Source organism: Chloroflexus sp., assembly GCF_034431535.1.
Taxonomy (GTDB): domain Bacteria; phylum Chloroflexota; class Chloroflexia; order Chloroflexales; family Chloroflexaceae; genus Chloroflexus.
In genome coordinates this window covers 184,445-211,085 of sequence record NZ_DAOUDC010000049.1, presented here as the reverse complement: position 1 = coordinate 211,085, position 26,641 = coordinate 184,445, and the positions used below count along the sequence as shown (strand labels likewise).

Genomic DNA, 26,641 nt, shown 5'->3' with positions numbered 1-26,641 from the left:
CCTGCGACTTGCCGTCGGGGCGCAGCCACGGCAGTTGCCCAGACTTGCGCACCTCGGCGAGTCGTCGCGTCAGTCGGTGGGCCAGCGCGATCGTCAGCGGCATCATTTCGGGCGACTCGTTACAGGCGAAGCCGAACATCATGCCCTGATCGCCGGCGCCGACCGCCTCGACATCATCTTGCATCGCGCCAACTTTGGCTTCGAGCGCCTTGTCAACTCCCATGGCGATGTCGGGCGATTGGCCGTGAATGGCGACCATCACGCCGCAGGTGTCGGCGTCGAAGCCGTATTCGCCGCTGGTGTAGCCGATCTCTTTGACCGTGCGGCGGACGATCTCTTCGATCGGGATATAGCCGCGCTCGTAGGTTACTTCACCCAGCACGACGATCAACCCGGTGGTGGTGGCGGTCTCAACCGCGACCCGTGCTTTCGGATCGTGGCTGAGGAAGGCGTCGAGGATGGCGTCGCTAATCTGGTCGCACATCTTGTCGGGGTGCCCCTCGCTCACGCTTTCGCTGGTGAAGTAGAAGCGCGGGGAGTTCATGAAGGTGTTCGCCATAGTCAACCTCTTGCTGTGTGTTGGTTCGACCTGTTCTCTATCGGACGGAGGGCGCGGCCCCGGTGGGGTCATACGGCAGTATGCCCCTACGTGGGGCCTGTGTGCCCCTATGTGGGGCCGCGCATCCGCGACGATTTACGTGCCCTCTTGCCACGAATTGAGGTAGGCCTCTTGTTCGGGGGTGAGGGTGTCGATCGAGATACCCATCGCCGCCAACTTCAACGCTGCGATCTCGCGATCGAGTTCTTTGGGCAAGGCATGCACGCCGACCGGCAACTTGCCTTGGTGGCGCAACAAGAACTCGCTCGCCAACGCCTGATTGGCGAAACTCATATCCATCACTGCGCTGGGATGGCCTTCGGCGCTGGCCAAATTGATCAAGCGGCCTTCGCCGAGCAGGTTGATCGCCCGTCCGTCGCGCAGAATGTACTGATCAACGAAGGCGCGGGGTTGGCGCTTCTCGACGCTGAGCGCTTCGAGGGCCGGGATGTTGATCTCGACGTTGAAGTGGCCGCTGTTAGCGATCACGCAGCCGTCTTTCATCACCGCGAAGGCGTTGCTGTCGATCACATGCTTGTTGCCGGTGGCGGTGACGATAAAGTCGGCTTGCGGGGCGGCCTGCTCCATCGGCATGACCCGGAAGCCGTCCATCACTGCTTCAAGCGCCTTGACCGGATCGATCTCGGTAACGATCACATTTGCGCCCAAGCCGCGCGCGCGCTCGGCGATGCCGCGCGAGCACCAGCCATAGCCGGCGACGACGAAGGTTTTGCCGGCCAGCAGGATGTTGGTAGCGCGGATGATGCCGTCGAGCGTGCTCTGGCCGGTGCCGTAGCGGTTGTCGAACATGTGCTTGGTGTCGCTGTCGTTGACCGCGATCACCGGGAAGGGCAACACGCCTTGCTTGGCCATCGCCTTGAGCCGGATGACGCCGGTAGTCGTCTCTTCGGTGCTGCCGACCATGTGCGGGATGAGGTCAGGCCGATCCTTCAGCACGCCGGTTACGAGATCGGCGCCGTCGTCCATTGTCAGTTGCGGATTGTGATCTAGCGCCGCCCGGATATGGCTATAGTAGACGTCGTTGTTCTCACCCTTGATCGCGAAGACCGGAATCTCTTCGTAGGCAACCAGCGCCGCTGCCACATCATCTTGGGTGCTCAGCGGGTTGGAAGCGACCAGCACCACATCGGCGCCGCCGGCGGCCAGCGTTCGCATCAGGTTGGCGGTCTCGGTGGTGACGTGCAGACAGGCGCTAATACGCAGGCCGGCCAATGGCTGCTCGCGGGTAAACCGCTCGCGGATCAAGCGCAGCACCGGCATCTCTTTCTCGGCCCACTCGATCCGTTTACGGCCCTGCTCAGCAAGGCTAATGTCTTTGATGTCGTAGCTCGCGGTCATACTGTTTCGTTGCTCCTTTACTCATGCCCAACCAGTGTGCCTGCCGGCCACTCCGGCGCTAACGCTGGTTCGAGAATAACCGAATGCGTTGCAGTGTTGGCGCTGGCAAACAGCGCCTCCATCGCAGCAAGATTGTCGAGCGACTCGGTGAGCGGCATCGCGCCGATAGTGGGAATGGGTTCACCGGCGGCGGCGAGCCGCGCAAAGCCTTCCGCCTCTAACTGAAAGTGATCGGCTGGCGGAATGGTGATCGTTTCCACCGTGACATGGCGACCGCCGCGAGCCACGGCGATCGTCGTCGCCTGTTCGGGGGTTGGGTTAAACGGACGTTCGAGATGGAGCCAGCCGGCGTCGCCAATCATCTCAACCCGCTGGTTCCACGCGCTGCGGAAGCTGCATGTAATGGTGGCGAAGCGATCGCCGGCAAAGCGCAGCAAGCCGCTGAGGCTCAGATCGATCGGTTCACCGGCGCTAAACGCACTCGCCATCTGGGGACGGGAGCCAAAGGCCATGCGGGCATAGCTCAGCGGGTAGCAGCCAATATCGTAGAGCGCGCCGCCGCCTAGGGCGGGGTCGAGGCGAATATTCGCCACATCATCAAGCCAGAAGGCGAAGCTGCCGCGCACCTGTTGCACCTCGCCGATCACGCCATCGGCCAACAAGCGTTGGACGGTGATCGTTTGCGGATGGAAGCGATACATGAATGCCTCCATCAGCAGCCGTCGGTTGGCTTGGGCCGCAGCCACCATCGCCAACCCGTCGGCCAGTGTCGTCGCCATTGGCTTCTCGCAGAGCACATGCTTGCCGGCCTGCAAGGCTGCAATTGCCCATTCGGCATGCAGGGCATTGGGCAGCGCGATATAGACCGCCTCCACCTCCGGATCGGCTAACAGCGCGGTGTAATCGCTGTAGGCGCGCGGAATGCCGAAATCGGCGGCGAACGTCACGGCGCGGGCAGGGTCACGCGCCGCGATCGCGACGGTCTGTTCGGTTGGCGAAGTGGCCAGCGCGCCGGCAAACCGGCGGGCAATCCGGCCAGCGCTGAGAATGCCCCACTTCATGCTGCCTCCCGCAGCGAGAAGACCTCGAGCGGCAGATCGTGGCCAAACGCAGCGCGATACCGGCTGGCAAACTGGTTCAACGTAAAGCGATGCTCTTGGCAACCGCGCTCTTCAATCGCATAGGCCGCGCAGAGCGCCGCGATCCGGCCGGTCACTTCCAGCGGCAGACCGCGCGCCAGCCCAAACGCGATCCCGGACAGGTAGGCATCGCCGGCACCGGTCGGGTCGCGTACCTCGCTCACCGGCGCAATCGGAATCTGGGCAGCCAATTGGCCATCGACATAGATCTGCGAGCCATCAACCCCGCGGGTGACGATCGTGATCGGCGCGCGTGCGATCAGCTCGTCTTCGCTGATGCAGAGACACTTCGCCATCATCCCAAACTCGTAATCGTTACTGATCAACACCCGCGCCCCTTGCAAGCCAACCGCCAACAGGTCAGGGTCAAGCCGCGGCGTCTGCTTGCCCGGATCGAAGATATAGGGCACCCCCATCTGCTGGCATTCGAGGGCAAACCGGCGCATCGCATCGGGGTTAGTCGGCGAAATCAGCACCAGATCATCCGCCGTCAAGCCGCGATTTAAAAGGGAATTGTGGTGATCGTGTCCCATCGCGCCAGCGTAGAACGCGACAATCTGATTATTGGCCTGATCGGTATTGATAAAGCAAGAGGAGGTAAACTCGTGCTCGATGATCGCAATCCCGCTGGTGTCCACGCCCTGCTCTTCGAGCCACTCGCGATAGGCGCCGAAATCGTGGCCGGCGGCGCCGACGATCAACGGCCGTTCGCCGAGCAGCGCCAAATTATAGGCAATATTCCCGGCGACGCCGCCGCGCAACTTGCGCATCGAATCGACCAGAAAACTGACCGAAATAATATGCGCTTTGTCGCTCAGCATAAAATCTTTGAAATAGCCGGGAAAATCCATGATGTAATCGAAGGCAAGCGAACCGGTGACCACGATCTTCACGGTACGTACTCCTCTGCATACCCCGCGACCAGCGGGAGACCGATGTTACATGTCAGTAAAACCAATCGCCTGTTGAACTAACTGCGCCGTCTCGGCGCAGATCTGCAACGCTTGTTCGGCTTGGGCCGGGTTGAGGTAGGCTAAGCTCCCAGTGAACGAAAGAAACGATTGGCGCTGCACCACTGCCGCATCAACGCCGGTGGTGGCGGCGATCTGATCGATCGCCTGCAACGTCTGATCACGTAGCTCAGCACTCTGCGAGTTGGCGAGCAGGCGCGCTTCTGCCGGCACCACTCCCCAAGCCACACATCCGCCATCGGCCAGAAATTCGGCGAGCGGCGTCGCAGCGGCCAGCAGCGGTTGCAGATGGTCGGTCAGGTGGCAGCCGATCACATCGACTGGCAGATGCAATACCTCTTCCCACTGCACGCTGCCGCTCAGAAAGAGACCGCGGCGGCTCGGCAGATGAGCCAGCAATCGGTTGAGCAGATCGATGCCATCCTCCCACGTGAGCGGGCAGAGCGGCGTTGACAGCGCATCGAGGAACGGCTCATCAATCATTGCTAGCCGGTGAATAGCGTACCCCTGCACCTGTTCGTGTTGCCATGCTACGCGCAGGCTGCACAAATAGAGCAAGAGCTCGCGCCATTCCGGCTCGTAGGCCAGTGGCCGGTCGTGATCATCGGTCAGCGCCAAGCTGAGGCTCACCGGGCCGATCGTCTCGTATTTGAGCAGCAGCGGTTGCCGTTCTTCGGTATTGAGCCGGCGCAGCAATTCTTCCAGCACCGTGACTGCCGGGCCGCTCAGCGCGGCAAACTGGGCATCACCGCGGAGGTAGGCGAGGCCAACTTGGGCCGCATCGCGTTCCAGCGTTTCGTGCTCGACTGCCAATCGGTCACGTTCCACATCGATCTGCACGCCGGGCACCCCCTGCGCCGCCAGTGCAAACGGTGTATCGGCCAGCGTGCGCGGCGGCGGCAACGGCCATGCCGGCGTTTGCGGCAGATACTGGCAGATCAACTGGGCAACCATTGCCGGGTTGGCATGCGGCAACCCGCCGCGTAGCAGAGGCCGGCAAGCTGGTTGAAACGCGCCAAAGCCGCTCATGGCTCGCTCGCAAGTTGACGTAAAGCGTCAAGGAAGGGCGGGCGTACCACGCCACGCTCGGTAATAATGGCCGTCACCAATTCGTGCGGCGTCACATCAAAGGCTGGGTGGGCAGCATTGACACCGTGCGGTGCAATTGCGATCCCGGCAATATGCGTCACCTCAGCCGGATCCCGTTCTTCAATCGGAATCTCGGCGCCGCTAGCAGTGGCGAGGTCGATGGTGGAGTAAGGAGCGGCGACGTAGAAGGGGATATTGTGATAGCGAGCCAACACGGCCAAGCCATAGGTTCCGATCTTGTTGGCGACATCGCCGTTGGCGGCGATGCGGTCAGCGCCGACGATGATGCAATCAACGAGGCCGCGCTGCATCATAAACGCAGCCATATTGTCGGTAATCAGGGTCTGGGGAATCCCGGCTTGCAGCAGTTCCCATGCGGTCAAGCGGGCTCCCTGCAAGAAGGGGCGCGTCTCATCGACAAAGACGTGGATCGGGCGGCCTTGGGCGAAGGCGGTACGGATCGGGGCCAGCGCCGTGCCGTAGCCGGCGGTGGCGAGCCCGCCAGCGTTGCAGTGGGTGAGCACATGGCCACGGGGCGGGATCAGCGGCGCGCCGTGGTCGCCGATGGCGTGGCACATGGCCAAATCCTCGGCATAGATCGCTTCAGCCTCGGCCAAGAGCGCCGTCTTGATCGCGTCGACGCCTTCGACGGCAACTGCCTCGGCCCGGCGCACCATGCGCGCGGTGGCCCATGCCAGATTCACGGCGGTGGGACGCTGCGCGTCGAGGGTTGCCTTCGCCTGCTGCAGTTCGGCGAGCAACGCCTCGGCGGCAGCGGCACTGCTCTGGCTGGCGGCCAACGCCATTCCGTAGGCGGCGGTGCAACCGATCGCCGGCGCGCCGCGCACTTGCATACTCCGGATCGCGTGAGCAACGTGGGCCAACTCGGTGCAATGCACCACTTCAAAGGTGTGCGGCAGCTTGCGCTGGTCGATCAGGCGAACCGATTCCTCTTCCCACCAGACAGTACAGAGTTCCATAGGCGTTGCAATAAGATGGAGCCACTCGTGCGGCGAGAGGCTCCGATAATCATGTCGTTCCTCTCATCTTCCGGCCAATGTTGTCCATTGCCGCTGGATTTGGCACCTTCCCTGACGGGGGTTGCCGGGCGTCATCGGGCCAGTCCCTCAGCCCATCTCGATGAGCGTCTGAAGTTCACCGGCGCACCATGGCGACAGGCGAACGTTGCGTGCGATTATAACACGGGTATGCGCAAGCGGCAAATGACCCCGATCGCCGGTTCTACACAAAGTGGGCAAACACCTGATTGCCCAGCATCCGGCCGCGATCGGTCAACCGCACCCGTTCGTGATCGATTGTGATCAACCCCTGCGCGCTGAGTTCAGTCAGGGTGGCGCCGTAAACCGCGGTTAACGGCTGGCCGGTGCGGGCGGCGAAATGGGCGAAACTGACGCCGATGTTGAGCCGCAACCCCATAAACATCGTTTCGGCGGCCAGATCGGCGTCGGTGAGCGGCATGGTTTCGGCGATCGGGCGATTGCCGGCCTGCACTGCGGCGATATAGCTGTCGATTGGGCGCAGGTTGGCGTACCGCTGTGGGAAGACGTGGCCGTGTGCGCCAGCCCCGGCGGCGAGGTAGTCGCTGTTGAGCCAGTAGGCGAGATTGTGCTGGCAGGCCAGCGTGGGCGGCGCGCCGGGTCGGTCGGCGGGGTGTGGTCGCACCCAGTTGGAAATCTCGTAGTGGCGGTAGCCGGCTTTACCCAGCAGCTCCATCGCCAGCTCGTACATCGCGCCGGTCAGATCATCGTCGGGGATGCGCAAACGTCCCGCCGTCACCTGCGCATAAAGTGGCGTGCTCTCTTCCAGAATCAGCGAGTAGAGCGCGAAGTGATCGACGTCCCACCTGATCACCTCTTGCAAAGTGGCGCGCCATTTGGCCAAGTCTTGCCCCGGCAAGCCGAAGATGAAATCAAGATTGATCGACTCAAATCCCACACTACGGGCGTCTTCGTAGCTGGCCCGCGCTTCGGCGGCGGTGTGAATCCGACCAAGCATGCGCAAGGTTGGGTCGTGCAGGCTCTGCACCCCCATACTCAGCCGGTTGACGCCAAGCGTGCGCAGATCGCGCAGGTAGTCGCGGCCCAACACCGTGCCGGGGTTAGCTTCGAGCGAGATTTCGGCCTGCTCGATGGGGACAATTGCCGCCGCTGCCTGCAATATCCGCTCGATCTGGGCCGGGGTGAGCATACTCGGCGTGCCGCCGCCAAAGAAGATGCTAGGCCGCAACGCCGCCGCTTCGGGCGAGGCCGGCAACGGCGGGATGTGCTCGCGCAGCCTGGCGAGCTCGGCGCAGAGCGCATCAACATACGCCGCGATCCGGTGCTCCATGTTGGCGTAGGTGTTGAAATCGCAGTACGAACAGCGGCGATGGCAGAATGGGATATGGAGGTAGAGATGGCGCATAGCAGCGTTACCCGATCAAAATCTGCTCTTCAGGGTAGGCAACCGCTTGCGGTGCCGCATTGGGTCGCGCGATCGCGGTGATGATCGTCAATGCGCCTAACCTGCCCCAAAACATAACCGCAATAATCACGAGTTGACCAAAGGTATTGAGTTCACCGGTGAAGCCGAGGGTTAAACCGCATGTAGCAAACGCTGACACTACTTCAAAGACGGCTCGATCGAGGGTGGTGTCGTGGGTGGTGACAATCAGCCACGACGCGAACAGCACCACGAAGAGCGAAATGGTTAACACAGCGGCGGCGCGCCGCACCATGCCGGTGGCGAGGCTGCGCCCGCTAAATTGGGCGGTCGGCAAGTTGCGCGCGTAACTCCAGAGTGAAATCGAGAGGACGGCGAAGGTGCCGGTGGTAATGCCACCTCCCATCGAGGCCGGCGCACAGCCGATGAACATTAACGCGATGAGCAGCAGTTGGCTGCCCGCCGTTAATTCCTCAAAATTGGCGATGCCTGAAAAGCCGGCGGTGCGAGCCGAGATAGATTGAAATGTGGCGACGATGATCTGGCGATCGAGCGGTTGCCCGTGTAACGCGCCATCGGCATCGAACCCCTCGCTCAGCCAAAGCCCGACTGCGCCGCCACTCACGAGCAGCATGACGACAATGAGCGTAATGCGGGTGTGCAGTGATAGCTTGCGTTCGCGAGCATACGAGATGAGATCAGCAATCACCGGGATGCCCAACCCGCCAAGAAAAATGAGCGTTCCCATCACAAACAACGTAACACTGTCGCGCGGAATCCCATTCTCAAAGCCGGGTGTGCCGGTAAAGAGATCAAACCCGGCGTTACAAAACGCTGAGACGGCGTGAAACATCGCGTAGAAGAGCGCTTGCCCCTCACTCAGCCGCGGATCAGTGCGCCAATGAATGTAGAGCATCGCCGCGCCAATCGTTTCGATCGCGATCACCGTAATCAGCACGCGCCGCGTCAGCGTCACGATCGCCTCTGGCGAGAGCAGGCCTAGCGAGTCACTCAGCGCAATGCGATCCGTAAAGCTGATCCGCCGTCCCAACAACCGGAAGATAATCACGGCGACGACCATAAAGCCGACACCGCCGATCTGAATCAGGAGCATGAGCAGGATTTGGCCGGCTAATGAGAGGTCTTGCACCGGCGTGATCACCGACAAACCGGTGACGCTCAAGGCTGAGGTCGCGGTGAACAGCGCCTCCATAAAGGTTAATGGTCGCGTGCTGCTGATCGGCAGCAAAAGCAAACCGGTGCCAATCACAACCAAGAGCGCTAATCCGCCCACAATCCGGATCGACGGAGGGATGGGCTTGCGCCGCAAGCGAGCTAGATTGCTCCCGCTGACAAGGGTGGTCATGATGATAGATCGCAGAAGGTGCTGATACTGGCGTCAGCGCCGATGATCAGAATCCGGTCATCGCGGCTGAACACATAATCGGGCGGCGGTGTGACGATCATCTTGCCATTGTGATTGATGGCGAGGACGTTGATGCCGTAGCGCCGGCGCAAGCCGCTTTGCATAAGAGTCTGCCCAACCAGCGGCGCTGGCACTTTGACTTCAGCCACGCTGAAACCGTGGCCAAGGTTGAGGTGATCGAGCACGTGCGGTTCCGAGAGTTGCCATGCTAGCCGGGCGCCGGCTTCGTGTTCCGGCAACACCACCATATCAGCGCCGACGCGGGTTAAGATGTATTGCTGCCGCTCGTTGAGCGCCTTGCATACCACCCGCTTGACGCCGAGTTGCTTGAGCGCGACGGTGGTCATCAAGTTGGCTTCAAATTGCGATCCGATCGCTACCACCACTGTATCGAATGACAAGATATCAACCGCCCGCAGCGCATCTTCGTTGGTTGAGTCCAGCGCGACCACTTGGGTCATGCGGTCGGCTAATTGTTGAACGATATTCGGATCGCGATCAATCCCTAACACCGTGTGGCCGCGTTCAAGCAGGCTCAGCGCGACGCTGCGTCCAAAGCGGCCAAGGCCGATCACGGCGAATTCGAGCCGGCTTGGCTTGCGCGCCATGCGACTCTCCCTCCTTCAATGGCGTCGTTATTTCTGTCGCTGATGTCATTGTACCGCATGAGGCGCATGGCTGAGGCGGGGGGCAGGGAGCCGCACCGCCGTGCGGCTCTACAGGTCGTGGGCCAATGCCCGGCCCTGTTCAGTCAGGCATAACACGTCACCTTGCCGCCGCACCAACCCGCTCTGCTCGGCCCGGCGGACGATCGCGTTGGCGAAGGCCGGTGGCCAGCGCAGTTCTTCGATCAGGTGTCGCGGGTGGCACTCGATCACCGCATCGCCGGCGCCTTCGTGGTTGAGCAGGTGCAGGGTTAACATCTGCACGGCAAACCGCTCGCGACGGTTGCGGTGTTGCAATGCCTGCGCGACGATGCCGCGCTGCGGCGCGAAGAGCCATGCCGCGCCGAAGCCAATGCCGGCCATGGTCGCCATAGCGCCGGCGATCGAGATATCGAACCAGCGCGCGACCCAGTACCCGCTTAGCGCGGCGGCGACGCCGATCGCGACGCTGAGGCCGATCATGCGCGGCAGCCGGTCGGTCAGCAGGTAGGCCGTCGCCGGCGGCGCGACCATCAACGCGATCACCAAGATCGAGCCAACGGCGTCAAAAGCAGTGACGGCGGTCAGCGAGACGCTGGTCATCAGGCCGTAGTGGATGATGGCGGGGCTGAAGCCAAGGGTAGCGGCCAAGGCCGGATCAAACGTCGCCAATTTCAGCTCTTTGTAGAAGAGCGCCAGCAAGAGCGCGTTGAGCACTAACGCGCCGCTCCCGAAGATCAACGCGCGCGGCAGGTTAATTCCAAACAGTGCGATCCGGTCAAACGGCGCGAAGGCCAATTCTCCCAGCAGCACGCTATCGGTGTCAAGATGAATGTTGCCGGTGTAGCGCGAGATGAGCAACACCGCGATACTGAACAGCGCCGGAAAGACCAGCCCGATCGCGGCGTCTTCGCGCACCAGCCGGCTACCGCTGACCATTTCCACCAGCCAGACCGTGATCACACCCATCGCTGCCGCGCCGATCAACAACAGCGGCGACGAGAGGCTGTTGCTGATCAGGTAGGCCAGCACAATGCCCAGCAAGACCGTATGGCTGATCGCGTCGCTCAGCATGGCCATGCGGTGCAACACAAGAAACACTCCCGGCAAGGCACAGGCGGCGGCAATGATTACAGCAATCAGTTGCACTTCGAGTTGTGGCGTCAGCATGGTCTCACCTCATCACTCGCCATTCCCAACCTGCCAATGCCGCATCAGCCGCCATTGTCGCCAGAGCAAGCCGCGTTCGGGAGCGATCAGCAGCGAGATTGCGGTTAAGGCGCTCATTGCCAGCACAATCACCGGCCCGGTAGCGAGCCGCTCGCCCTGCGCGCTGATCCACGCTCCGATAAACGCCGCCAGCGTGCCAAAGCCGGCGGCCAGTAGCACCATCGTCTCGATCCGGTTCGTCCACTGGCGGGCAGCCACCGCTGGCGCAATCAGCATCGCGCTCATCAGCACCACTCCAACCGTCTGCAACCCGATCACGATGGCCGCGACGAGCACACCGGTCAACAACACCTCAAACCGGCGCACCGGCAGGCCAAGGCTGCGGGCAAAATCAGGGTCGAAGCTGATCAGTTTCACCTGCGGCCAAAAGATCGCGATCAACACCAACGCCGGCCCGCCAATCGCCAGCATTGCCCACAGATCGCGTTCGACTAAGGCCGCCGCCTGCCCGAACAGAAAGCTCTTGAGGCCGGCTTGGGCAGCGGTGGGTTGGCGCTGGACATACGAGAGCAGCACCAAGCCAAAGCCAAAAAAGACGGCGAGGATCAAGGCCAGCGCCGCGTCATCCTTAATCCGGCTGGTGCGCACGATCGCCAACAACCAGAGCGCAGCGACCAGCGCCGCAATCGCCGCGCCGAGCAGCAACGTAAACGGGTCGCGCTGGCCGGTCAACAAAAACGCGAGCGCAATGCCGGGCAAGGCCGCGTGCGACATTGCATCGCCGAGCAATGCTTGCCGGCGCAGCACCGCGAAGCAGCCAAGCAAGCCGCTGATCGCGCCGAGTAGCATTGAGCCGAGGGTAACGTTGCGCAGCGTATAGTCGGTGAACAGTTCCATAGGCTCGCATCAATCTCCCGGCGCTGGCGTGGGGGTGGTGACAGCGCCAGCCGATCCGTTCGCACCCAGCAGCGCCACCCGGCTACCGTAAGTTGCACGCAAATTGGCTTCGGTAAACACCTCGCGCACCGGGCCGGCAGCAATCCGGCGCACATTGATCAGCGCCACCTGATCGAAATACTCCGGCACGGTTTGCAAGTCGTGATGCACCACCACCACCGTCTTGCCGGCGGCGCGCAGCTTGCGCAAGACGCGGATGATGGCCCGTTCGGTGACGGCGTCCACCCCTTGGAACGGCTCGTCCATAAAGTAGACCTCGGTGTTCTGGGCCAAGGCGCGAGCCAAGAAGACCCGCTGCTGCTGGCCACCGGAGAGCTGGCCGATCTGGCGGTGGGCAAAATCAGCCAGCTGCACCTGTTCGAGCGCGGCCAGCGCCACTTCGTGCTCGGCTCGGCCCGGACGGCGTAACCAGCCAAGCTGGCCGTAGCGCCCCATCATCACCACATCCAGCACCGTGGTGGGAAAGTCCCAGTCAACGCTGCTGCGTTGCGGCACATAGGCGACAAGGCGGCATTGTTGCTCGTAGGGCTGGCCGTGAATGCGCACGCTGCCCGCTGCCGGCTTGATCAACCCCAAGGTGGCCTTGAGCAGCGTCGTCTTGCCGGCCCCGTTAGGGCCGACGATCGCCATCAACACTCCCTGCGGCACGCGCAAATCAATATCCCAGAGCGCCGGTTTGTCGCCGTAAGCGACAGTCAGGTCTTCTATTTCGACGGCGAACGCCATAGTGTATTTCCTCCATCAGTACAGTAGTGCAACTGTCGCTGGTTCAATCCCCAGCACGTTCCGAACCCACAGGCGCGAGCGCGGCGACGATAGTCTGCATATTGTGGCGCATCATACCGACATACGTCCCGGCTGGCCCATCAGGATCGCCAAGCGAGTCGGAAAAGAGTTCACCTCCAACCCGCACATCGTGACCGGCGGCGCGAGCCGCGCTCTGCACCGCCTCGATCGTGCGCGGCGAGACGCTGGTCTCAACGAAGATCGCCGGAATGTGGTTGGTGACCACCAATTCGGTCAAGGCGCGAATATCGGCGGCGCTGGCTTCGCTGGCCGTGCTGATGCCCTGCACCGCTTCCACCCGCAAGCCGTAGGCCTGCCCAAAGTATTGAAAGGCGTCGTGTGCAGTCACAAGGATGCGCCGTTCAGGCGGGATCTGCCCGGCCAGTACGCGTAGCTCGGCATCGAGCGCCTGCAACTCAGCCAGATACTGCTCGCTGCGCTGCCGGTAGATCGCACTGCCCGCCGGGTCAACCGCGATCAACGCATCGCGCACCGCTTCCACTGCGTAGCGCCAGCGTTGCGGATCGTGCCACACGTGCGGATCGTAAACCTTATCACCCTTATCCCAACGCAACAGCAGCGCTTCCGGCACCGCTTCCGCGACAGCGATCGCAGGAATCCGCCCGCTCCGGTTGATTGCCGTAAACACCCGGCTCAGACCGGCTTCGAGGTGCAAACCGTTGTAGAGAATCAGCCGGGCCTCTTGCAGCGCAAACAGATCGCTTTCGGTCGCGACATAGGTATGCGGATCGATGCCGGGGCCGAGCATCGTGCGCAGCGCCACCTGCTCGCCGGCCAACGCCTGCACAAGATCGCCGATCGGGCCGGTGGTTGCGACCACCCGGATCCTCCCATCGGCTGCCGGCGCGGCGCAGCCGCTTAAGATCACGAGTATGATCACGATGAAGCCTAGCCGAAGACGCATATCAATCCCTACAAAAATATTTTTTAGCCATGCCTAAAATAGCAGAGAAACTACCCCCTGTCAAGAGACCTCCAGCCGTAGAGGATGATATGGAGTGCGGCTGTTGGTTTTTTACCGCAGGGGACGCAGCGGATGAGCACCATCCCAAAGAGCTTTGCGCCCTCTGCGTTCTTTGCGCCTTTGCTCGCTTTGCGGCGTGCGGCTTTACTGGGGGCGGGTATACATCCCGTACCGTCGCTGCGGCACAAAGCCGCACGCGCGGTAGAGGTTGAAGGCAGGCACGTTGGTCTCTTCCACTTCGATCCGGATATCGTGATAGCCGATGGCGAGCAGATGGTGCAAAGCGGTCAGCAAGAGCAGCCGGCCATACCCGCGGCCCTGCTGGTCGCGGCGCACACCGAAGGTCGTGATCATGATCCCCTGCTCGTTGCGCAGCAGGCGCATCGCCGCCACCGGTCTCCCGCCGATTTCACCGATCACAAAGCGATGCACCGGATTCGCGATGCGGTCGGCGACAAACGCCGCCACCTGCGCGGCGGGGTCGCCGAAGGCATCGGCGATGATCGTAGTCAGTGCATCGGCATCGCTAGGTTCAGCGAGGCGGGTGTGCCACGCCGCCGGAACGTCGAGCAGCGGCGGTAGCCGGGCCGGGTCGAGGGCAAGCTGCACTTCGATGTTCTGCTGTTGCAACCCCAACGCCGCCGCGAATGGCGCGACCGCCGGCCCGGCTTCATCAGCCACCGCTAACCAGCTTCCGCCCCGCGCCTGCGCCCATTCCCCGATCTGGGTCAGCAGGCGCCGGCCAATTCCGCGCCGGCGCCACGCCGGGTCAACCGCAATCACGGCTTCGATCTCAAAGTAGCCGTACAGCACCGCACCACCCGCCACGGTCTCGCCGATCTGCGCCGCGACCAGTGTTGGCAATGGATCGGCATCGAGCCACACCGGCAAGACGATGCCGTCGCTGTGGTTGCAGCGGTCAAACAGTTCGAGCACGGCGGGCCATTCGGAATGGGAAATGATCGTGATGTTGGGAGTCATTGTGATATTGGCGCTTTCATAGGGGCAGGCGAGATGTCTCCGGCCTTTCTCTCAGCACATAGTGCCAATGGTGCGGGTTTAGCCACTGAACGTCCTTGCATTCAGCTCGTAACGAGTCAGGTGTGTTGGTTGTCATGAGCCCGTCGAACACCCGAAATTCAAGCGTCCCTTGCTCAAGCACCAGCTCGTAACGAGTCAGGTGTGTTGGTTGTCATGAGAGTATACGCTAGATCGGATCTTATGTTTGGGTCTTTTTGTGGCTATCCTAACTCTCCGCCAGCATGCGCAACCGCCGATCGAGCGGGCCACCTGCGCGGTAGGTTGCACTCTGCGCAAACCACGCCGGCAACAGATCGCGCTCGATCCACGTCCAGCGGTCGGTGGTGTTGGCAATGCTGCGCGCGCCGCTCAACACCGCCGGTAGGCCAAAGAAGTTGGGGAAGGACGGCCCGCCCACTGGCCCGCTGCCGGTGAAGTCCATCCACGTGCCCAACGAGGCGATCAGGCGGCCAAGGTCTGACAAGCGGGCCATATATGGCGGCAAAATCGTCATCTGCTCGTGGCGTAGCAGGGTCAGCGCCGCCTGATTCACCAACTCCCAGCCGTGGGTGAAGGTCGCTGGTTCGCACATGCGTTGCGCGCCTTCATCAAGCAGGCGAAACGCTGTTAGAATGGCCTGATCGCTCTCGGCAACGCACCGCTCAAGCTCGACCAACCCGCCGTGGATGTAGGCCAGATGGGGCCAGCCGGTATCGTTGAAGATAGCATCGTTGGCCTGCTTGATGATCAACAAGTCTTCCAGCAGTTGGCCGGTGGCGGCGGCATGCAACAGGGTAGGCGCGAGCAGGGCCAGACTCACCCCGCGCCCCACCAGCTCGCCGAGCAGGTCGAGCGTGGTGACATTGGCCGGTTGCGTGGCGCCGTTGCCGATCATCCGCTGCGGTGCCATAAGTTGCTCGGCCAGTGCGATGCCAATCCCGACTTGAGCCGAAGCAAAAGCAGCCAAGCCGGCCCAGCGAAACAACCACGGTTGGCGCAGATACCAACTGGCGTAGGCGGCGGTGATAGCGCGATTGCGCGCGACGAGCTGGTCAACCGGTGGCAGATGGTGATCGATGATGGCGCACCAGTCGGTTTTGGTGGGCATAGGGTTCCCTTATAGACAAAGCGACGTTCCGTCTCTCATGGTACAGCAGGCAGTTCCCGCGCTCGCGGCAAGCGGCGTGGCCCCCACCCCAGCCCTCCTCCGCTGGGGGGGGGAGGCACAGCAATGCGGAAAGGGGCCGCTCTCGCGCTCGTGGGGGATTGCTTCGGGCGAGCGAACCCATAGCGGGTTACTCCCGCGCTCGCGGCAAGCGGCGACTATGGAGTGCAGCAGTCAAACTGCCGCACTCCATAGTTCCTACAACTTATACCCAATCCGGCGCAAGAACTCTTTCCGCCACGCGATACCCGCCTCATCCTCAACACCCAGCGGCGGCGAACCGTCGATCACGCCGAGGATGCCCCGCCCTTGGCTGCTCTCGGCGATCACCACCTCGACCAGGTTGGCAGTGGCGCAAAAGATGCGGCAGACCTCCGGTACCTGTTTGATCGCGTTCAACACATTGACCGGATAGAACCCGTTGCCGAGCACGATGAGAAAACTGTGCCCAGCGCCGATCGCCAACGCATTCTCGCGCGCCAGCGCGATCAACGCCTCGTCGGTGCCGCTCCAGCGCACCAGCCGTTCGCCCGACGCTTCGCAGAAGGCGAGGCCGAACCGAATCCCCGGTACGGCGTTGACCAATGCCTCGTGTAGATCTTCGACCGTCTTGATGAAATGGCTCTGGCCGAGAATAATGTTCAGCTCTGCCGGTTTCTTGATTGGTACGAGATGTAGTTCCATCGCTCACCCCTTCCACCTTCGCGCCTTCCGCTTACCACGCACCCATCTCTTTGATGTCGTTATGCGGCGCCGCCACTTCGCGCCGGTGCTCGGCGACGAACGAGGCGATGGTTGGCTTCGCCAGCCGGGCAAAGTCGCTGTAGGATAGGCTCAGCGCCGTGGTATGCTCTCCCGGTTGGATGAAGATAATCGGATCGGCGGTCAGTGTCTCGTCAACGTACACCGGCATCTGGTAGAGATTGCCGAACGGCGGAATAGCGCCGATCTCGCAATCCGGGAAGGCTTCGGCCAATTCTACCTCGGTCGCCAGCCGCACCTCGCTGGCATTGAGCAACTCGCGCACCTTGGCCAGATCAACCCGGCGCGAAGCCGGTGCCACCAGCATCACCAGCTCGCCATCGGCCACTGCAATCACCACCTTCGCCACCATCTGGTTCGGCACGTGCTCGCGCTCAGCCACTGCCTGCGCGGTGTATGCCGGCGCGTGATGGTAAAGATGGTAGGCGACGCCATTGTCGTGCAGATACTGTTCGAGCCGTTCGCGGCACTTCATTGTACTGCCTCCTTTGTTGGGAATAGGCCAATTGCCACGCATATGCACCTATCGCAAGGATAGGTATACTGTAGCGCAAGCGCGGTGGGTTGCGCGAGAGCGATTGCTCACCTAACGCAAAGATCTGTTTACACAGCAGTCGCAAAGATCGCAAAGTATTTAACACGCAAAGACGCAAAGGATGTTGGGTAAGATAGTTTAAGCGTGATTATGCCCCTCCCAAAAAACCTTCGCGCCCTCTGCGTTACTTAGCGCCTTTGCTTGCTCTGCGCCTTTGGATAAGGAGGTCGTATGCTATGGCCACTCTCGCCTGATCGATGTTTCAGCAGCGACCCGGCCCGCCGCACCCTCGCCCGCGCGCTCTACGAACAGGTCAAAACGTTACCGCTCGTCTGCCCGCACGGCCACGTGCCGCCGCAGCTACTGGTCGATCCAACAGCGCGCTTTGGCTCCCCGGCCGAACTCTTCATCCTGCCCGATCACTACATCTTGCGCATGTTAGTCAGCCAAGGCGTGCCGCTCGAACAAATGGGCATTGCGCCGCGCGATGGCGGGTGGTACGAAACCGATCACCGCGCGATTTGGCAACGCTTCGCCGAGCACAGTCACCTGTTTCGCGCCACTCCTACCGGTCTTTGGCTGGCGACCGTGCTGGTTGAGCTGTTTGGGGTCACGGAACGGCTCACTGCCGCTAGCGCCCAACGCATCTACGATCAGATCGCGGCCCGGCTGGCCGAACCGGATTTCACCCCGCGCGCGCTCTTCCGCCGCTTCCAGATCGAGCTGCTCGCCACCACTGACGCCGCGACCGATCCGCTCGACCACCACCGCCGCCTGCACGCTGACGGCTTCCCGCAAGTGCGCCCCACCTTCCGCCCCGACGCCCTGCTCGCGCTGGCCGACCCCGGCTGGTGCGAGACTGTTAGCCGGCTAAGCAGTTTGGCCGGCATTGACGTAGTGGATTACCGCACCTTCATTATGGCCATCGAGCAGCGGCGGGCCGCCTTCAAAGCGCTCGGCGCGCTCGCAACCGATCACGGCGTCGAGACACCGTACACTGCGTGGCTAAGCGTGGTGGAAGCCGAGACAATCATCGCTCGCGCTTTGTGCGGCACAGTCACGGCGAGCGATGCGGCCCGTTTCACCGCGCACATGCTGATCGAGTTTGCCCGCATGAGCTGCGAAGACGGTTTGGTCATGCAGCTCCATGCCGGCAGTCTGCGCAACCATCATGCGGCCCTACTGGCCCGCTTTGGCCCTGACAAAGGCGCCGACATTCCGCTAGCGACCGAATGGACGCGCAACCTGCGGCCGTTGCTCAACGCCTACGGTGACGACCCGCGCTTCCGCCTCATCCTCTTCACCCTCGACGAGAGCGCCTACAGCCGCGAGCTGGCTCCGTTAGCCGGCTACTATTCCGCCGTGCTGCTCGGTCCGCCGTGGTGGTTCTTTGACAGTGTGCAAGGCATGCGCCGCTACTTCGATCTGGTGATCGAAACGGCTGGCTTTGCTAACACCGCCGGTTTCAACGACGACACCCGCGCCTTCTGCTCGATTCCGGCTCGCCACGATGTCTGGCAACGGGTGAGCTGCGACTGGCTGGCCGGGCAAGTGGTGGAAGGCCTACTCATCGAAGACGACGCGGTCGAGCTGGCCAGCGAACTGGCGGTCGGGTTGGCGCGCCGAGCGTATCGCCTGTAGGACCGCACGGCCGAGCGGCTCCCGTGCGGCAATGCCCCCGGCCGTGCGTCGCAGATCCACCGACAGATCGGGCGAACGGTGGATAGGAAATTGGTCGGCGGGTGTGATACACTCTGGATCGACGCAGATCTACTTATGGAGTGCGGCAGTCACACTGCCGCACTCCTCACATTTAGCCGGTATCGCTTAACCAGAAAGGAACCACCCTTGCTCCTCTACTACCTCGACCTTGCCGGCGTCGCGGTGTTTGCCGCCAGTGGCGTGATCGCCGCCCGCGACCGCGGTCTTGATACCTTTGGCCTGCTCGTCGTTGCAGCGGTGACCGCGATCGGCGGCGGCACCCTGCGCGATCTGCTGCTCGACCGGCACCCGATCTTCTGGATCAGCGATTCGTGGTACGTCTTGGTGATCATCGCAGCGGTGGCGCTGACCGTTGTTTATCTGCGCTTCTGGCCGGCGCCGCGCACACCGCTGCTCGTGGCCGATGCGTTAGGCTTAGGCTTGTTCGCCCTCTCTGGCGCGCAAGTGGCCGAAGCTGCCCAATGCCCGCCGCTGATCGTGATCCTCCTCGGCACCATGACCGGCGTCACCGGTGGTGTCTTGCGCGATGTGCTCACCGCGCAAGTGCCGCTGATCTTGCGCCGCGAAATCTACGCCACCGCCGCCGTCAGCGGGATCGCGGTCTACCTCGGCCTCGGCGCGCTCGGAGTCGCGCAATCCATCGCGCTCGCTGTAGGCATGCTGGTCGTCGTGATCCTCCGCCTGCTGGCCGTCCGCCGCGATTTGCACCTGCCGGCGTTGGGGAGGGCATAGAAAGCGGACACCGATCGACACGGGTGGAACGGATTGACACTGCTTTGCGGCCCATTCCCCAAAAGAGTCGTGTGCATCCGTACCATCCGTGTGCGTCCGTGTCCGATTCCCCTAAATGATCCCACCACCCACTATCATGGCCAGCACCGCGCCGTTTCCACGATGTGCTGCGCCAGTGCCGCCGGCAGCTCTGGCTGCTGCAACTGCTCGGCCAGCGCGACGATCCACGGCGCCAGCGCCGCCAAATCGCCGAGCAGCGCCGGACGACCACGGCGGGCAAGGTCGGGCAGCGTCTTGGCGAAGAGGGCGGGGTTAGCGCCGTGCGCGCTGGCGAGCTGCGGGGCGAGAGCGGCCAGTACTGCGGCACGTCTCTCCTCATCGCTGATAGCTGTGGCAGCGACGAGGGCCGCGGCCAACAGCGGCGGTACACGGGAGGCGAGGGCGGCAAAGGCCTTGGTGCAGTACCGCTCATCAGTGATGGGTGCGGGCGGCGGTGAGGGCCGCGGCCAGCAGCGGTGACGGTAGGTGGGGGGCGAGGGCGGCCAGCGCCTTGGCGCGGTGCCATTCGTGGTCGATGGTGCGGGCAACCTCCAGTGCCCGTTCCCACGGCAGTGAGATGCCGGCTTCGACGAGCGCGCCACTACACGCGGCTTGCCGCTTTGGTTCAGGCATGTGCGCCACCGTCTCTAATGCCGCCGCTGCGCTCCACGCGCCCTCCGGCGTGCCTATCTGCACCAGTTGCACCAGCAGTTCCGGCGTGAGGTTGCCGCTCCGGCTGCGCAGGCTGGCTGCGATCAGCGCGCAACACAGCGCTATCCCCGGTTTGTGGCGGCGCTCGGCCCAATCCCAGAGGATGGCGAGGTCACTCAGGTAGCCGGTATCGCTCCCCTCCGCCGCGGAGCGCGCCGCCTGCCATGGTTGGTAAAAGCGCTGGCCGTCAGCGCTGGGGACGATCTCCGTCAGCACGCACTCCATTAGTTCCCATTCCCCTCCATCGCGCAGGTGGGCGATCCAGAACTGGCGCAGGTAGCTGGATAGGGGCTAGCTGCGGTCGACGTACCACTGCTTGTCGTAGCCGATAAACCGTTACCGGAGCTGGGTCCGATCCTTGGCCGGGTAGACCTGTTCGAGGAAGACTTCGCGCAGCCGCTGGTGGCTGAAGACATACGTGTGCTCGCCGACGGTGATGATGAACCGTGCCACCTCATCGTCGTTAACGGCATCAACAATCTCGCTCTGCTCGGTAAAGACGTCCGGCGGGTCGCAGTGGCATTGGTCAGGAGCGTTACCTGCCCTGCCGGGTAGCCGCAGAACGGCGGATCATGCACGACCGTCGCCACCGCCGCGGCATCAGCCACCGTGATCGGCACGGTCAGCCACGGCTCATACTGGTAGCTGCCGACTCCAATGATCAAGGCGTGGCCGTGGGTGGAGGGCATAGGCTGGCCTCACGATGGATAATTTCAAGCGATATTCACTGTTATGGCGTGGCCGTGGGTGGAGGGCATAGGCTGGCCTCACGATGGATAATTTCAAGCGATATTCACTGTTATAGCGCGCCTTGTACTGCTCTTGCTGGTAGATAAGTAACCGGCGGGCTATGATGCGCAGCCGCGCGATGCGGGCTCGCAGCGTGATGGCGAGGGCCATTCAATAGTCAATTAATAGCACACAGCTGAACATGGGTGGAACGGATTTCCACCGTTCTGTGTTCCCGCAAAGCTGTGTCCATCCGTACAATCCGGGTGTATTCTTGTCCCATTCAAACGCAATCGGATGCGGATCCACCTCTCTTGCGCCCTGCACCCGCGCCATCGCCATGATATACTTTTTGCATGGCTTTTTCGTGTGATTTGCAGGGGTCAACGCTATGAACATCTTTACGCTCCGTGACCGGTTGATTGGCGAGTATCGCGATTACACCAGCAGCTTTTACCAGATCCGCGATGCGCGGATCCGCCAGACGGTAGAGGACGCGATTGCCAATGGGTTGCTCTGGCCGGATGCGTTGATCCAACTGAACCCGGCCTTGGCAAGGATCACGGCCCCGGCCAGCCGTTGCGCTTGCATTCCCACCAAGAAGCCGCGGTACGCACGGCGCGCGCCGGCCATCATTATGTCCTTACCACCGGCACCGGTTCCGGCAAGAGTCTGTCGTATATTGTCCCGATTGTCGATCACGTGCTGCGGCGCGGGTCAGGCAATGGCATTCAGGCGATTATCGTCTACCCGATGAATGCGCTGGCCAATAGCCAGTACGGCGAGTTGGAGAAGTTTCTCCGCGCTGGGTTTCCCAACGGGCGCGGCCCGGTGACCTTTGCCCGCTATACCGGCCAAGAGGATGATGAAACGCGCCAAGCGATTATTGCTCATCCGCCCGATATTCTACTCACCAACTATGTGATGCTGGAACTCATCTTGACCCGCCCGCTCGAACGCCAGTTGGTGGTGCAGGCGCAGGGGTTGCGGTTTCTGGTCTTTGATGAGCTGCATACCTACCGTGGCCGCCAAGGGGCGGATGTGGCGCTGCTGATCCGGCGGGCGCAGAATCGGTTCGCCTCCGCGCCCATTCAGATGGTCGGCACCTCGGCGACGCTGGCTGGCGCGGGGACGTTTGCCGAGCAGCAGGCGGAAGTGGCGAAGGTGGCGTCGCAGATCTTCGGCATCCCAGTTGCGCCAGAGCACGTGATCGGCGAGATCCTTCGCCGGGTGACGCCAGAGCGGCGAGTGGACGACCCGGCGTTTCTGGCCGCCCTGCGCGACCGCCTCCGCGCGCCTGCCGCGCCGCCTCCCACCCATTTGGATGCGTTTACCGCCGACCCGCTAGCGAGTTGGATCGAAAGCACGTTCGGCGTGCGCACCGAACCTGGCAGCGGGCGCTTGGTGCGGGCGCAGCCGTGCAGCATCACCGACGCGGCGGATAAGCTGCACAAGCTAACTGGCGCTCCGGTCGCGGATTGCGCCACCGCCATCCAAACCACCCTGCTCGGCGGCTATGCCTGCGAACCCGACCCTGCCACCGGCATGCGCCCGTTTGCCTTCCGCCTGCACCAGTTCATCAGTCGCGGCGATACCGTCTATGCCTCGCTCGAACCGGAAGACCGGCGGTTTATCACGGTGTATGGCCAGCAGTTTGTTCCCGGCGCGCGTGACAAACGGCTGTTTCCGCTTGCGTTCTGCCGCGAGTGCGGGCAAGAGTACTACAGCGTCTTCCGCGTGCGTGATAGCCAGACCGGACGGGAGCACTTCACGCCGCGCGCGCCTGATGAGCTGAGTGATGACGATGCTGGTGAGCGGGCGGTTGGCTATCTCTACGTCAGCAGTGACGTGCCGTGGCCGGAGGACAGGGACGCACAGCTCGACCGGCTGCCCGACGAATGGCTGGAAGAGACTGCTGTCGGCGATCTGAGGGTGCGCAAAGATTTGCAGAAGGTTGTGCCGGAGCAGGTGGTGGTGACGCCAGCCGGTGAAGCCGGTGATGGTGCGCTCACCTGCCACTACGTGCCGGCGCCGTTCCGCTTCTGTTTGCGCTGCGGCGTCTCGTATCAGGCCCGGATCGGCGAGTTTGCCAAACTGAGCACGCTCAGCTCGGAAGGGCGCAGCACGGCGACCACGATTCTCAATCTCGCCGCTATTCACGCCCTCCGCGAATCAGAGCTGCCGCTCCGGGCGCAGAAGGTGCTCAGCTTCACCGATAATCGCCAAGACGCGGCGCTGCAAGCCGGCCACTTCAACGATTTTGTCGAGATTGGCGTGCTGCGCGGCGCGATCTATGCGGCGGCCCAACGCGCTGGGCCGCACGGGTTGCGCTTCGATGAGCTGACCCAAAGGGTGTTCGAGGTGCTCAGCCTGCCGTTTGAGGCCTACGCCGCCAATCCACAGGCGCGCTTCCAAGCGGAGCGCGAGACCAAGCAAGCCCTCCGCAACGTGTTGGGGTATCGCATCTATCGCGATCTGAAACGCGGCTGGCGGATTACCTCACCCAACCTTGAACAGTGCGGCTTGCTGGAGATTCACTACGAGTCGCTCCCTGAGCTGTGTGCCGCCGAAGATATCTGGCAAGTGACGCATCCGGCCCTTGCCGGTGCGTCACCTCAGACCCGCCGCGAGGTGACGCGGACGCTGCTGGATGTGATGCGGCGCGAGTTGGCGATTCAGGTCGATTATCTTGACCAGACGTATCATGAGCGGCTGCGCCAAGCCAGCAGCCAATACCTGATCGCGCCGTGGGCGCTCGATGAAGACGAGCAGATGGAGCATGCCGCCGTGCTCTATCCGCGGTCGCGCGCCCCGAACGATTATGGCGGCAATCTCTACCTCTCGGCCCGCTCAAGATTTGGCCGCTTGCTCCGCCGGCGCACGACCTTTCCTGAGTACGGCGAACGCATCAGCCTTGCCGATACCGAGGTGATCATCCGCCAGCTTCTTGGGGCGCTCGTGATCGCGGGGTTGGTGGCCGTAGTCGATCACCCCAGTACGCCGCGTGACGTGCCGGGCTATCAGCTTAAGGCGTCCGGCCTGTACTGGGTGGCCGGCGATGGAACCCGCCCCTTCCGCGACCCTATCCGTATGCCGAACGAGTCGCAAGACGGCGGGCACACCAATCCGTTCTTCGTGCGCTTCTACCGCGAGGTGGCGGCGAAGCTGGCCGGGATCGAGGCTCGCGAACATACGGCGCAAGTGCCGGCGGAACATCGCCAAGCCCGCGAACAGGCGTTCCGCGAGGGGGCATTGCCCGTCCTCTACTGTTCGCCGACGATGGAGCTGGGGGTGGATATTGCCGAGCTGAACGTGGTCTATCTGCGCAATGTGCCGCCGACCCCGGCCAACTATGCCCAGCGCAGCGGACGGGCTGGGCGCAGCGGCCAGCCGGCGCTGGTGATGACCTACTGCTCGACCGGCAGCCCGCACGACCAGTATTTCTTCCAGCGGCCCGAACGGATGGTGGCTGGTGCGGTGTCGCCGCCCCGCCTCGATCTCGCCAACCAAGAGTTGCTCCGCGCCCACATCCATGCCGTCTGGCTGGCCGAATCCGGCCTCAGCCTCGGCGTGTCCCTATGCGATGTGCTGGATGTTGCGGGAGACCATCCCTCGTTAGATCTGCAACCGCACGTCACGGCGGCGCTGGCCGATCCCGGCGCGCGCCAGCGCACCCACACCCGCGCCAAGCAGGTGCTTGCCTCTGATTGGCTTGCCTATGATTAAACTGTCTTCACGATAGCGCACCCACACCCGCGCCAAGCAGGTGCTTGCCTCCCTCAGTCCGGCATTGCAGGCGGCAGGGTGGTTCCACAACGGCTGGCTTGATCAGGTGATTGCCCGGATTCCGGCGGCGTTCAACCGCGCCTGTGACCGCTGGCGCAGCTTGTACCGCTCGGCGCTAGATCAAGCGGCGGCCCAAGATCGGATCATCCGCGATGCGTCGCGCAGCGCCGGCGACAAACAACAAGCCGAGCGGCTGCGCGCCGAGGCCGAACAACAACTCAAGCTGCTCACCGCGGTTGATAATCTGCTCCAATCCGACTTCTACAGCTATCGCTACTTCGCCAGCGAAGGCTTCTTGCCCGGCTACAACTTCCCGCGCTTGCCGTTGTCGGCCTACCTTCCCGCCCGCCGCACCCGCCAGCGCGATCGCGATGGATTTCTCTCCCGCCCGCGCTTTTTGGCGATTACCGAGTTTGGCCCGCGCGCGATTGTCTACCACGAAGGCTCGCGCTACATCATCAACAAGGTCATTATGCCCCTAGCCAGCGAGGACGAGCCGCTGACCAGCGAGGCCAAGCGGTGCGCGCAGTGCGGCTATCTCCATCCGCTCGCGATTGCCGGCGATCCCGATCGCTGCCACCACTGCGGCGAACTGCTCGATCCGCCGTTCCGCAGCTTGTTCCGCTTGCAGAACGTCGCCACTAAACGGCGCGACCGGATTACCTCGGATGAAGAGGAGCGCATGCGGATCGGCTATGAGGTCATTACCGGCGTGCGCTTCGACGAGAGTGACCAACGCGGCGTCGCCAAACGGGTTGCGACCGTCATGCGCGCTGACACCGCGCTGGCCCGCTTGACCTACGGCCACAGCGCGACCATCTGGCGGATCAACCTCGACTGGAAGCGGCGCAAGGTCAAGGAACAGCACGGCTTTCTGCTCGATATCGAGCGTGGCTATTGGGAAAAGCATGACCGGGCGGATACTAGCGATGATCCGATCTCCGAGCGCGTCCGGCGCGTGATCCCGTATGTTGAGGATTATCGCAACTGCCTGCTCTTCCAACCGGCAGCGCCGCTCTCGCTGGCGGCGATGGCGTCGTTGCAAGCCGCGCTCAAGCATGCCATGCAAGCTGTCTTCCACCTTGAAGACAATGAGTTGGCGGTTGACCCGCTGCCCTCCGAGGATGATCGCCGGCTGCTCCTCTTCTACGAGGCCGCCGAGGGCGGGGCGGGCGTGCTCAGCCGGCTGCTCGATGAACCCGACGCGCTGGTCCGCGTCGCCCACGAGGCGTTGCGCATCTGCCATTTCGACCCGGTAACCGGTGCCGACCTGCATCGCGCTCCTCGCGCGCGCGAGGATTGTGAAGCGGCCTGCTACGACTGTCTGCTGAGCTACACCAACCAGCGCGATCATGCCATCCTCGACCGGCAGACCATCCGCGAGGTGCTGCTCGATCTGGGGCAGAGCCGGGTTGACGCTGCGCCAGCGGCTCGCAGCCGCGCCGACCATCTCGACGCGCTGCTGCGCCAAGCCGGTTCCGACCTCGAACGGCAGTGGCTGCGCTTCATCGCCGACCGCGGCTGCGGTTGCCCTCGCACGCCCAATTCCTGATCGCGGCGTGCCAGACCCGGCCCGATTTCGTGTATCGCGATGAGCAGGTGGCGGTGTACATCGACGGCCCGCACCACCTTTTCCCCGAACGGGCTGCCCGCGACGCCGCGCAGCAAGCGTGTCTTGAAGATATGGGGTACACCGTGATCCGCTTCGGCCATACCGATGATTGGCAGGCGATCGTGGCCCAGTATCCATTCGTGTTTGGCCTCCCGGCGACGCCGTAGCGCCGGACAGGCGTCCGGCGCCGCAAAGGCGCAGCGGGGGAAATCGCCACAAAGAGACACAAAAGCCACAAAAAAGTCCTGATGTGTGTTGGGTG

The 26,641-nt window shown here is 62.8% G+C and carries 24 protein-coding genes and 1 riboswitch; of the genes, 5 read left to right on the top strand and 19 right to left on the bottom strand.

Annotated elements, in window-relative coordinates:
* The 17 genes from U9R61_RS12185 to U9R61_RS12105 all read right to left on the bottom strand — a co-directional run.
* The coding region (locus U9R61_RS12185) for an S-adenosylmethionine synthetase N-terminal domain-containing protein (protein ID WP_322489089.1) at positions 1 to 559 on the bottom strand (559 nt) is incomplete at its 3' end.
* Positions 560 to 694: 135 nt separating this feature from the next.
* A complete protein-coding gene (gene ahcY, locus U9R61_RS12180) occupies positions 695 to 1,957 on the bottom strand; it encodes an adenosylhomocysteinase (RefSeq protein ID WP_322489088.1) in 1,263 nt (420 codons plus the stop codon).
* A gap of 17 nt (positions 1,958 to 1,974) precedes the next feature.
* Positions 1,975 to 3,018 carry a Gfo/Idh/MocA family oxidoreductase gene (locus U9R61_RS12175; RefSeq protein WP_322489087.1) on the bottom strand — a complete coding sequence of 348 codons (1,044 nt, stop codon included), beginning with the start codon at positions 3,016 to 3,018 and terminating at the stop codon, positions 1,975 to 1,977.
* Positions 3,015 to 3,989 carry a carbohydrate kinase family protein gene (locus U9R61_RS12170; protein ID WP_322489086.1) on the bottom strand — a complete coding sequence of 325 codons (975 nt, stop codon included), beginning with the start codon at positions 3,987 to 3,989 and terminating at the stop codon, positions 3,015 to 3,017. Before U9R61_RS12170 ends, U9R61_RS12175 begins: the two co-directional genes overlap by 4 nt.
* 45 nt (positions 3,990 to 4,034) lie before the next feature.
* Complete coding sequence (locus U9R61_RS12165) at positions 4,035 to 5,096, bottom strand: hypothetical protein (protein WP_322489085.1); 1,062 nt, start codon at positions 5,094 to 5,096, stop codon at positions 4,035 to 4,037.
* Positions 5,093 to 6,136, bottom strand: coding sequence for an S-methyl-5-thioribose-1-phosphate isomerase (gene mtnA / locus U9R61_RS12160; protein ID WP_322489084.1), 1,044 nt, complete (start codon positions 6,134 to 6,136; stop codon positions 5,093 to 5,095). Before mtnA ends, U9R61_RS12165 begins: the two co-directional genes overlap by 4 nt.
* A 60-nt stretch (positions 6,137 to 6,196) precedes the next feature.
* A riboswitch (SAM riboswitch) is annotated at positions 6,197 to 6,303 on the bottom strand.
* Between the two features lie 95 nt (positions 6,304 to 6,398).
* Positions 6,399 to 7,580: a radical SAM family heme chaperone HemW gene (gene hemW, locus U9R61_RS12155; protein ID WP_322489083.1), complete on the bottom strand. Its 1,182-nt coding sequence runs from the start codon at positions 7,578 to 7,580 to the stop codon at positions 6,399 to 6,401.
* Between the two features lie 7 nt (positions 7,581 to 7,587).
* Positions 7,588 to 8,964, bottom strand: coding sequence for a TrkH family potassium uptake protein (locus tag U9R61_RS12150; RefSeq protein WP_322489082.1), 1,377 nt, complete (start codon positions 8,962 to 8,964; stop codon positions 7,588 to 7,590).
* Positions 8,961 to 9,632 (bottom strand): TrkA family potassium uptake protein, encoded by a 672-nt coding sequence (locus U9R61_RS12145; protein ID WP_322489081.1) that lies wholly within the window; start codon positions 9,630 to 9,632, stop codon positions 8,961 to 8,963. The genes U9R61_RS12150 and U9R61_RS12145 overlap by 4 nt, the downstream gene beginning before the upstream one ends.
* A gap of 108 nt (positions 9,633 to 9,740) precedes the next feature.
* On the bottom strand, positions 9,741 to 10,835 hold the full coding sequence (locus U9R61_RS12140) for a metal ABC transporter permease (protein ID WP_416208849.1): 1,095 nt from the start codon (positions 10,833 to 10,835) through the stop codon (positions 9,741 to 9,743).
* Between the two features lie 15 nt (positions 10,836 to 10,850).
* Positions 10,851 to 11,735: a metal ABC transporter permease gene (locus U9R61_RS12135; protein WP_322489079.1), complete on the bottom strand. Its 885-nt coding sequence runs from the start codon at positions 11,733 to 11,735 to the stop codon at positions 10,851 to 10,853.
* A gap of 9 nt (positions 11,736 to 11,744) precedes the next feature.
* Complete coding sequence (locus tag U9R61_RS12130) at positions 11,745 to 12,521, bottom strand: metal ABC transporter ATP-binding protein (protein WP_322489078.1); 777 nt, start codon at positions 12,519 to 12,521, stop codon at positions 11,745 to 11,747.
* 43 nt (positions 12,522 to 12,564) lie between these two features.
* The gene (locus U9R61_RS12125) at positions 12,565 to 13,506 is read right to left on the bottom strand and encodes a metal ABC transporter solute-binding protein, Zn/Mn family (protein ID WP_322489077.1); all 942 of its coding nucleotides are present in this window, start codon (positions 13,504 to 13,506) and stop codon (positions 12,565 to 12,567) included.
* A 204-nt stretch (positions 13,507 to 13,710) separates the two neighbouring features.
* Entirely contained in the window at positions 13,711 to 14,547 is an 837-nt protein-coding gene (locus U9R61_RS12120) for a GNAT family N-acetyltransferase (protein WP_322489076.1), read from the bottom strand.
* 265 nt (positions 14,548 to 14,812) lie between these two features.
* Positions 14,813 to 15,694, bottom strand: a complete 882-nt coding sequence (locus U9R61_RS12115; RefSeq protein WP_322489075.1) for a DUF2515 family protein — start codon at positions 15,692 to 15,694, stop codon at positions 14,813 to 14,815.
* Positions 15,695 to 15,949: 255 nt separating this feature from the next.
* Positions 15,950 to 16,435, bottom strand: coding sequence for an adenosine-specific kinase (locus U9R61_RS12110; protein ID WP_322489074.1), 486 nt, complete (start codon positions 16,433 to 16,435; stop codon positions 15,950 to 15,952).
* A gap of 31 nt (positions 16,436 to 16,466) precedes the next feature.
* Positions 16,467 to 16,988, bottom strand: coding sequence for a YbaK/EbsC family protein (locus U9R61_RS12105; protein WP_322489073.1), 522 nt, complete (start codon positions 16,986 to 16,988; stop codon positions 16,467 to 16,469).
* 291 nt (positions 16,989 to 17,279) lie between these two features.
* Between U9R61_RS12105 and uxaC the strand changes: the two genes are divergently transcribed.
* A complete protein-coding gene (uxaC, locus tag U9R61_RS12100) occupies positions 17,280 to 18,689 on the top strand; it encodes a glucuronate isomerase (protein ID WP_322489072.1) in 1,410 nt (469 codons plus the stop codon).
* Between the two features lie 207 nt (positions 18,690 to 18,896).
* Positions 18,897 to 19,502: a trimeric intracellular cation channel family protein gene (locus U9R61_RS12095; RefSeq protein WP_322489071.1), complete on the top strand. Its 606-nt coding sequence runs from the start codon at positions 18,897 to 18,899 to the stop codon at positions 19,500 to 19,502.
* 134 nt (positions 19,503 to 19,636) lie between these two features.
* On the opposite strand, the gene U9R61_RS12090 is transcribed toward U9R61_RS12095, so the two are convergent.
* Complete coding sequence (locus U9R61_RS12090; protein WP_322489070.1) at positions 19,637 to 19,918, bottom strand: hypothetical protein; 282 nt, start codon at positions 19,916 to 19,918, stop codon at positions 19,637 to 19,639.
* A 55-nt stretch (positions 19,919 to 19,973) separates the two neighbouring features.
* Entirely contained in the window at positions 19,974 to 20,468 is a 495-nt protein-coding gene (locus U9R61_RS12085; protein ID WP_322489069.1) for a hypothetical protein, read from the bottom strand.
* 1,098 nt (positions 20,469 to 21,566) lie between these two features.
* On the opposite strand from U9R61_RS12085, the gene U9R61_RS12080 reads away from it, so the two are divergent.
* Genes U9R61_RS12080 through U9R61_RS12070 form a run of 3 tightly spaced genes read left to right on the top strand, consistent with a single transcriptional unit; the run spans position 21,567 to position 26,546 of the window.
* Positions 21,567 to 24,707, top strand: a complete 3,141-nt coding sequence (locus tag U9R61_RS12080; RefSeq protein ID WP_322489068.1) for a DEAD/DEAH box helicase — start codon at positions 21,567 to 21,569, stop codon at positions 24,705 to 24,707.
* Positions 24,708 to 24,747: 40 nt separating this feature from the next.
* Positions 24,748 to 26,319, top strand: a complete 1,572-nt coding sequence (locus U9R61_RS12075; RefSeq protein WP_322489067.1) for a DUF1998 domain-containing protein — start codon at positions 24,748 to 24,750, stop codon at positions 26,317 to 26,319.
* Positions 26,295 to 26,546, top strand: coding sequence for a DUF559 domain-containing protein (locus U9R61_RS12070; protein WP_322489066.1), 252 nt, complete (start codon positions 26,295 to 26,297; stop codon positions 26,544 to 26,546). Before U9R61_RS12075 ends, U9R61_RS12070 begins: the two co-directional genes overlap by 25 nt.
* Positions 26,547 to 26,641: the final 95 nt, after the last annotated feature.

Bases quoted from the DNA above. Each gene is read 5' to 3' on its own strand.
- U9R61_RS12145 (WP_322489081.1), bottom strand. From the start codon at position 9,632: ATGGCGCGCAAGCCAAGCCGGCTCGAATTCGCCGTGATCGGCCTTGGC.
- U9R61_RS12135 (WP_322489079.1), bottom strand. From the start codon at position 11,735: ATGGAACTGTTCACCGACTATACGCTGCGCAACGTTACCCTCGGCTCA.
- U9R61_RS12165 (WP_322489085.1), bottom strand. From the start codon at position 5,096: ATGAGCGGCTTTGGCGCGTTTCAACCAGCTTGCCGGCCTCTGCTACGC.
- U9R61_RS12130 (WP_322489078.1), bottom strand. From the start codon at position 12,521: ATGGCGTTCGCCGTCGAAATAGAAGACCTGACTGTCGCTTACGGCGAC.
- U9R61_RS12120 (WP_322489076.1), bottom strand. From the start codon at position 14,547: ATGACTCCCAACATCACGATCATTTCCCATTCCGAATGGCCCGCCGTG.
- U9R61_RS12175 (WP_322489087.1), bottom strand. From the start codon at position 3,018: ATGAAGTGGGGCATTCTCAGCGCTGGCCGGATTGCCCGCCGGTTTGCC.
- uxaC (WP_322489072.1), top strand. From the start codon at position 17,280: ATGCTATGGCCACTCTCGCCTGATCGATGTTTCAGCAGCGACCCGGCC.
- U9R61_RS12110 (WP_322489074.1), bottom strand. From the start codon at position 16,435: ATGGAACTACATCTCGTACCAATCAAGAAACCGGCAGAGCTGAACATT.
- hemW (WP_322489083.1), bottom strand. From the start codon at position 7,580: ATGCGCCATCTCTACCTCCATATCCCATTCTGCCATCGCCGCTGTTCG.
- U9R61_RS12105 (WP_322489073.1), bottom strand. From the start codon at position 16,988: ATGAAGTGCCGCGAACGGCTCGAACAGTATCTGCACGACAATGGCGTC.
- U9R61_RS12125 (WP_322489077.1), bottom strand. From the start codon at position 13,506: ATGCGTCTTCGGCTAGGCTTCATCGTGATCATACTCGTGATCTTAAGC.
- U9R61_RS12150 (WP_322489082.1), bottom strand. From the start codon at position 8,964: ATGACCACCCTTGTCAGCGGGAGCAATCTAGCTCGCTTGCGGCGCAAG.
- mtnA (WP_322489084.1), bottom strand. From the start codon at position 6,136: ATGGAACTCTGTACTGTCTGGTGGGAAGAGGAATCGGTTCGCCTGATC.
- ahcY (WP_322489088.1), bottom strand. From the start codon at position 1,957: ATGACCGCGAGCTACGACATCAAAGACATTAGCCTTGCTGAGCAGGGC.
- U9R61_RS12115 (WP_322489075.1), bottom strand. From the start codon at position 15,694: ATGCCCACCAAAACCGACTGGTGCGCCATCATCGATCACCATCTGCCA.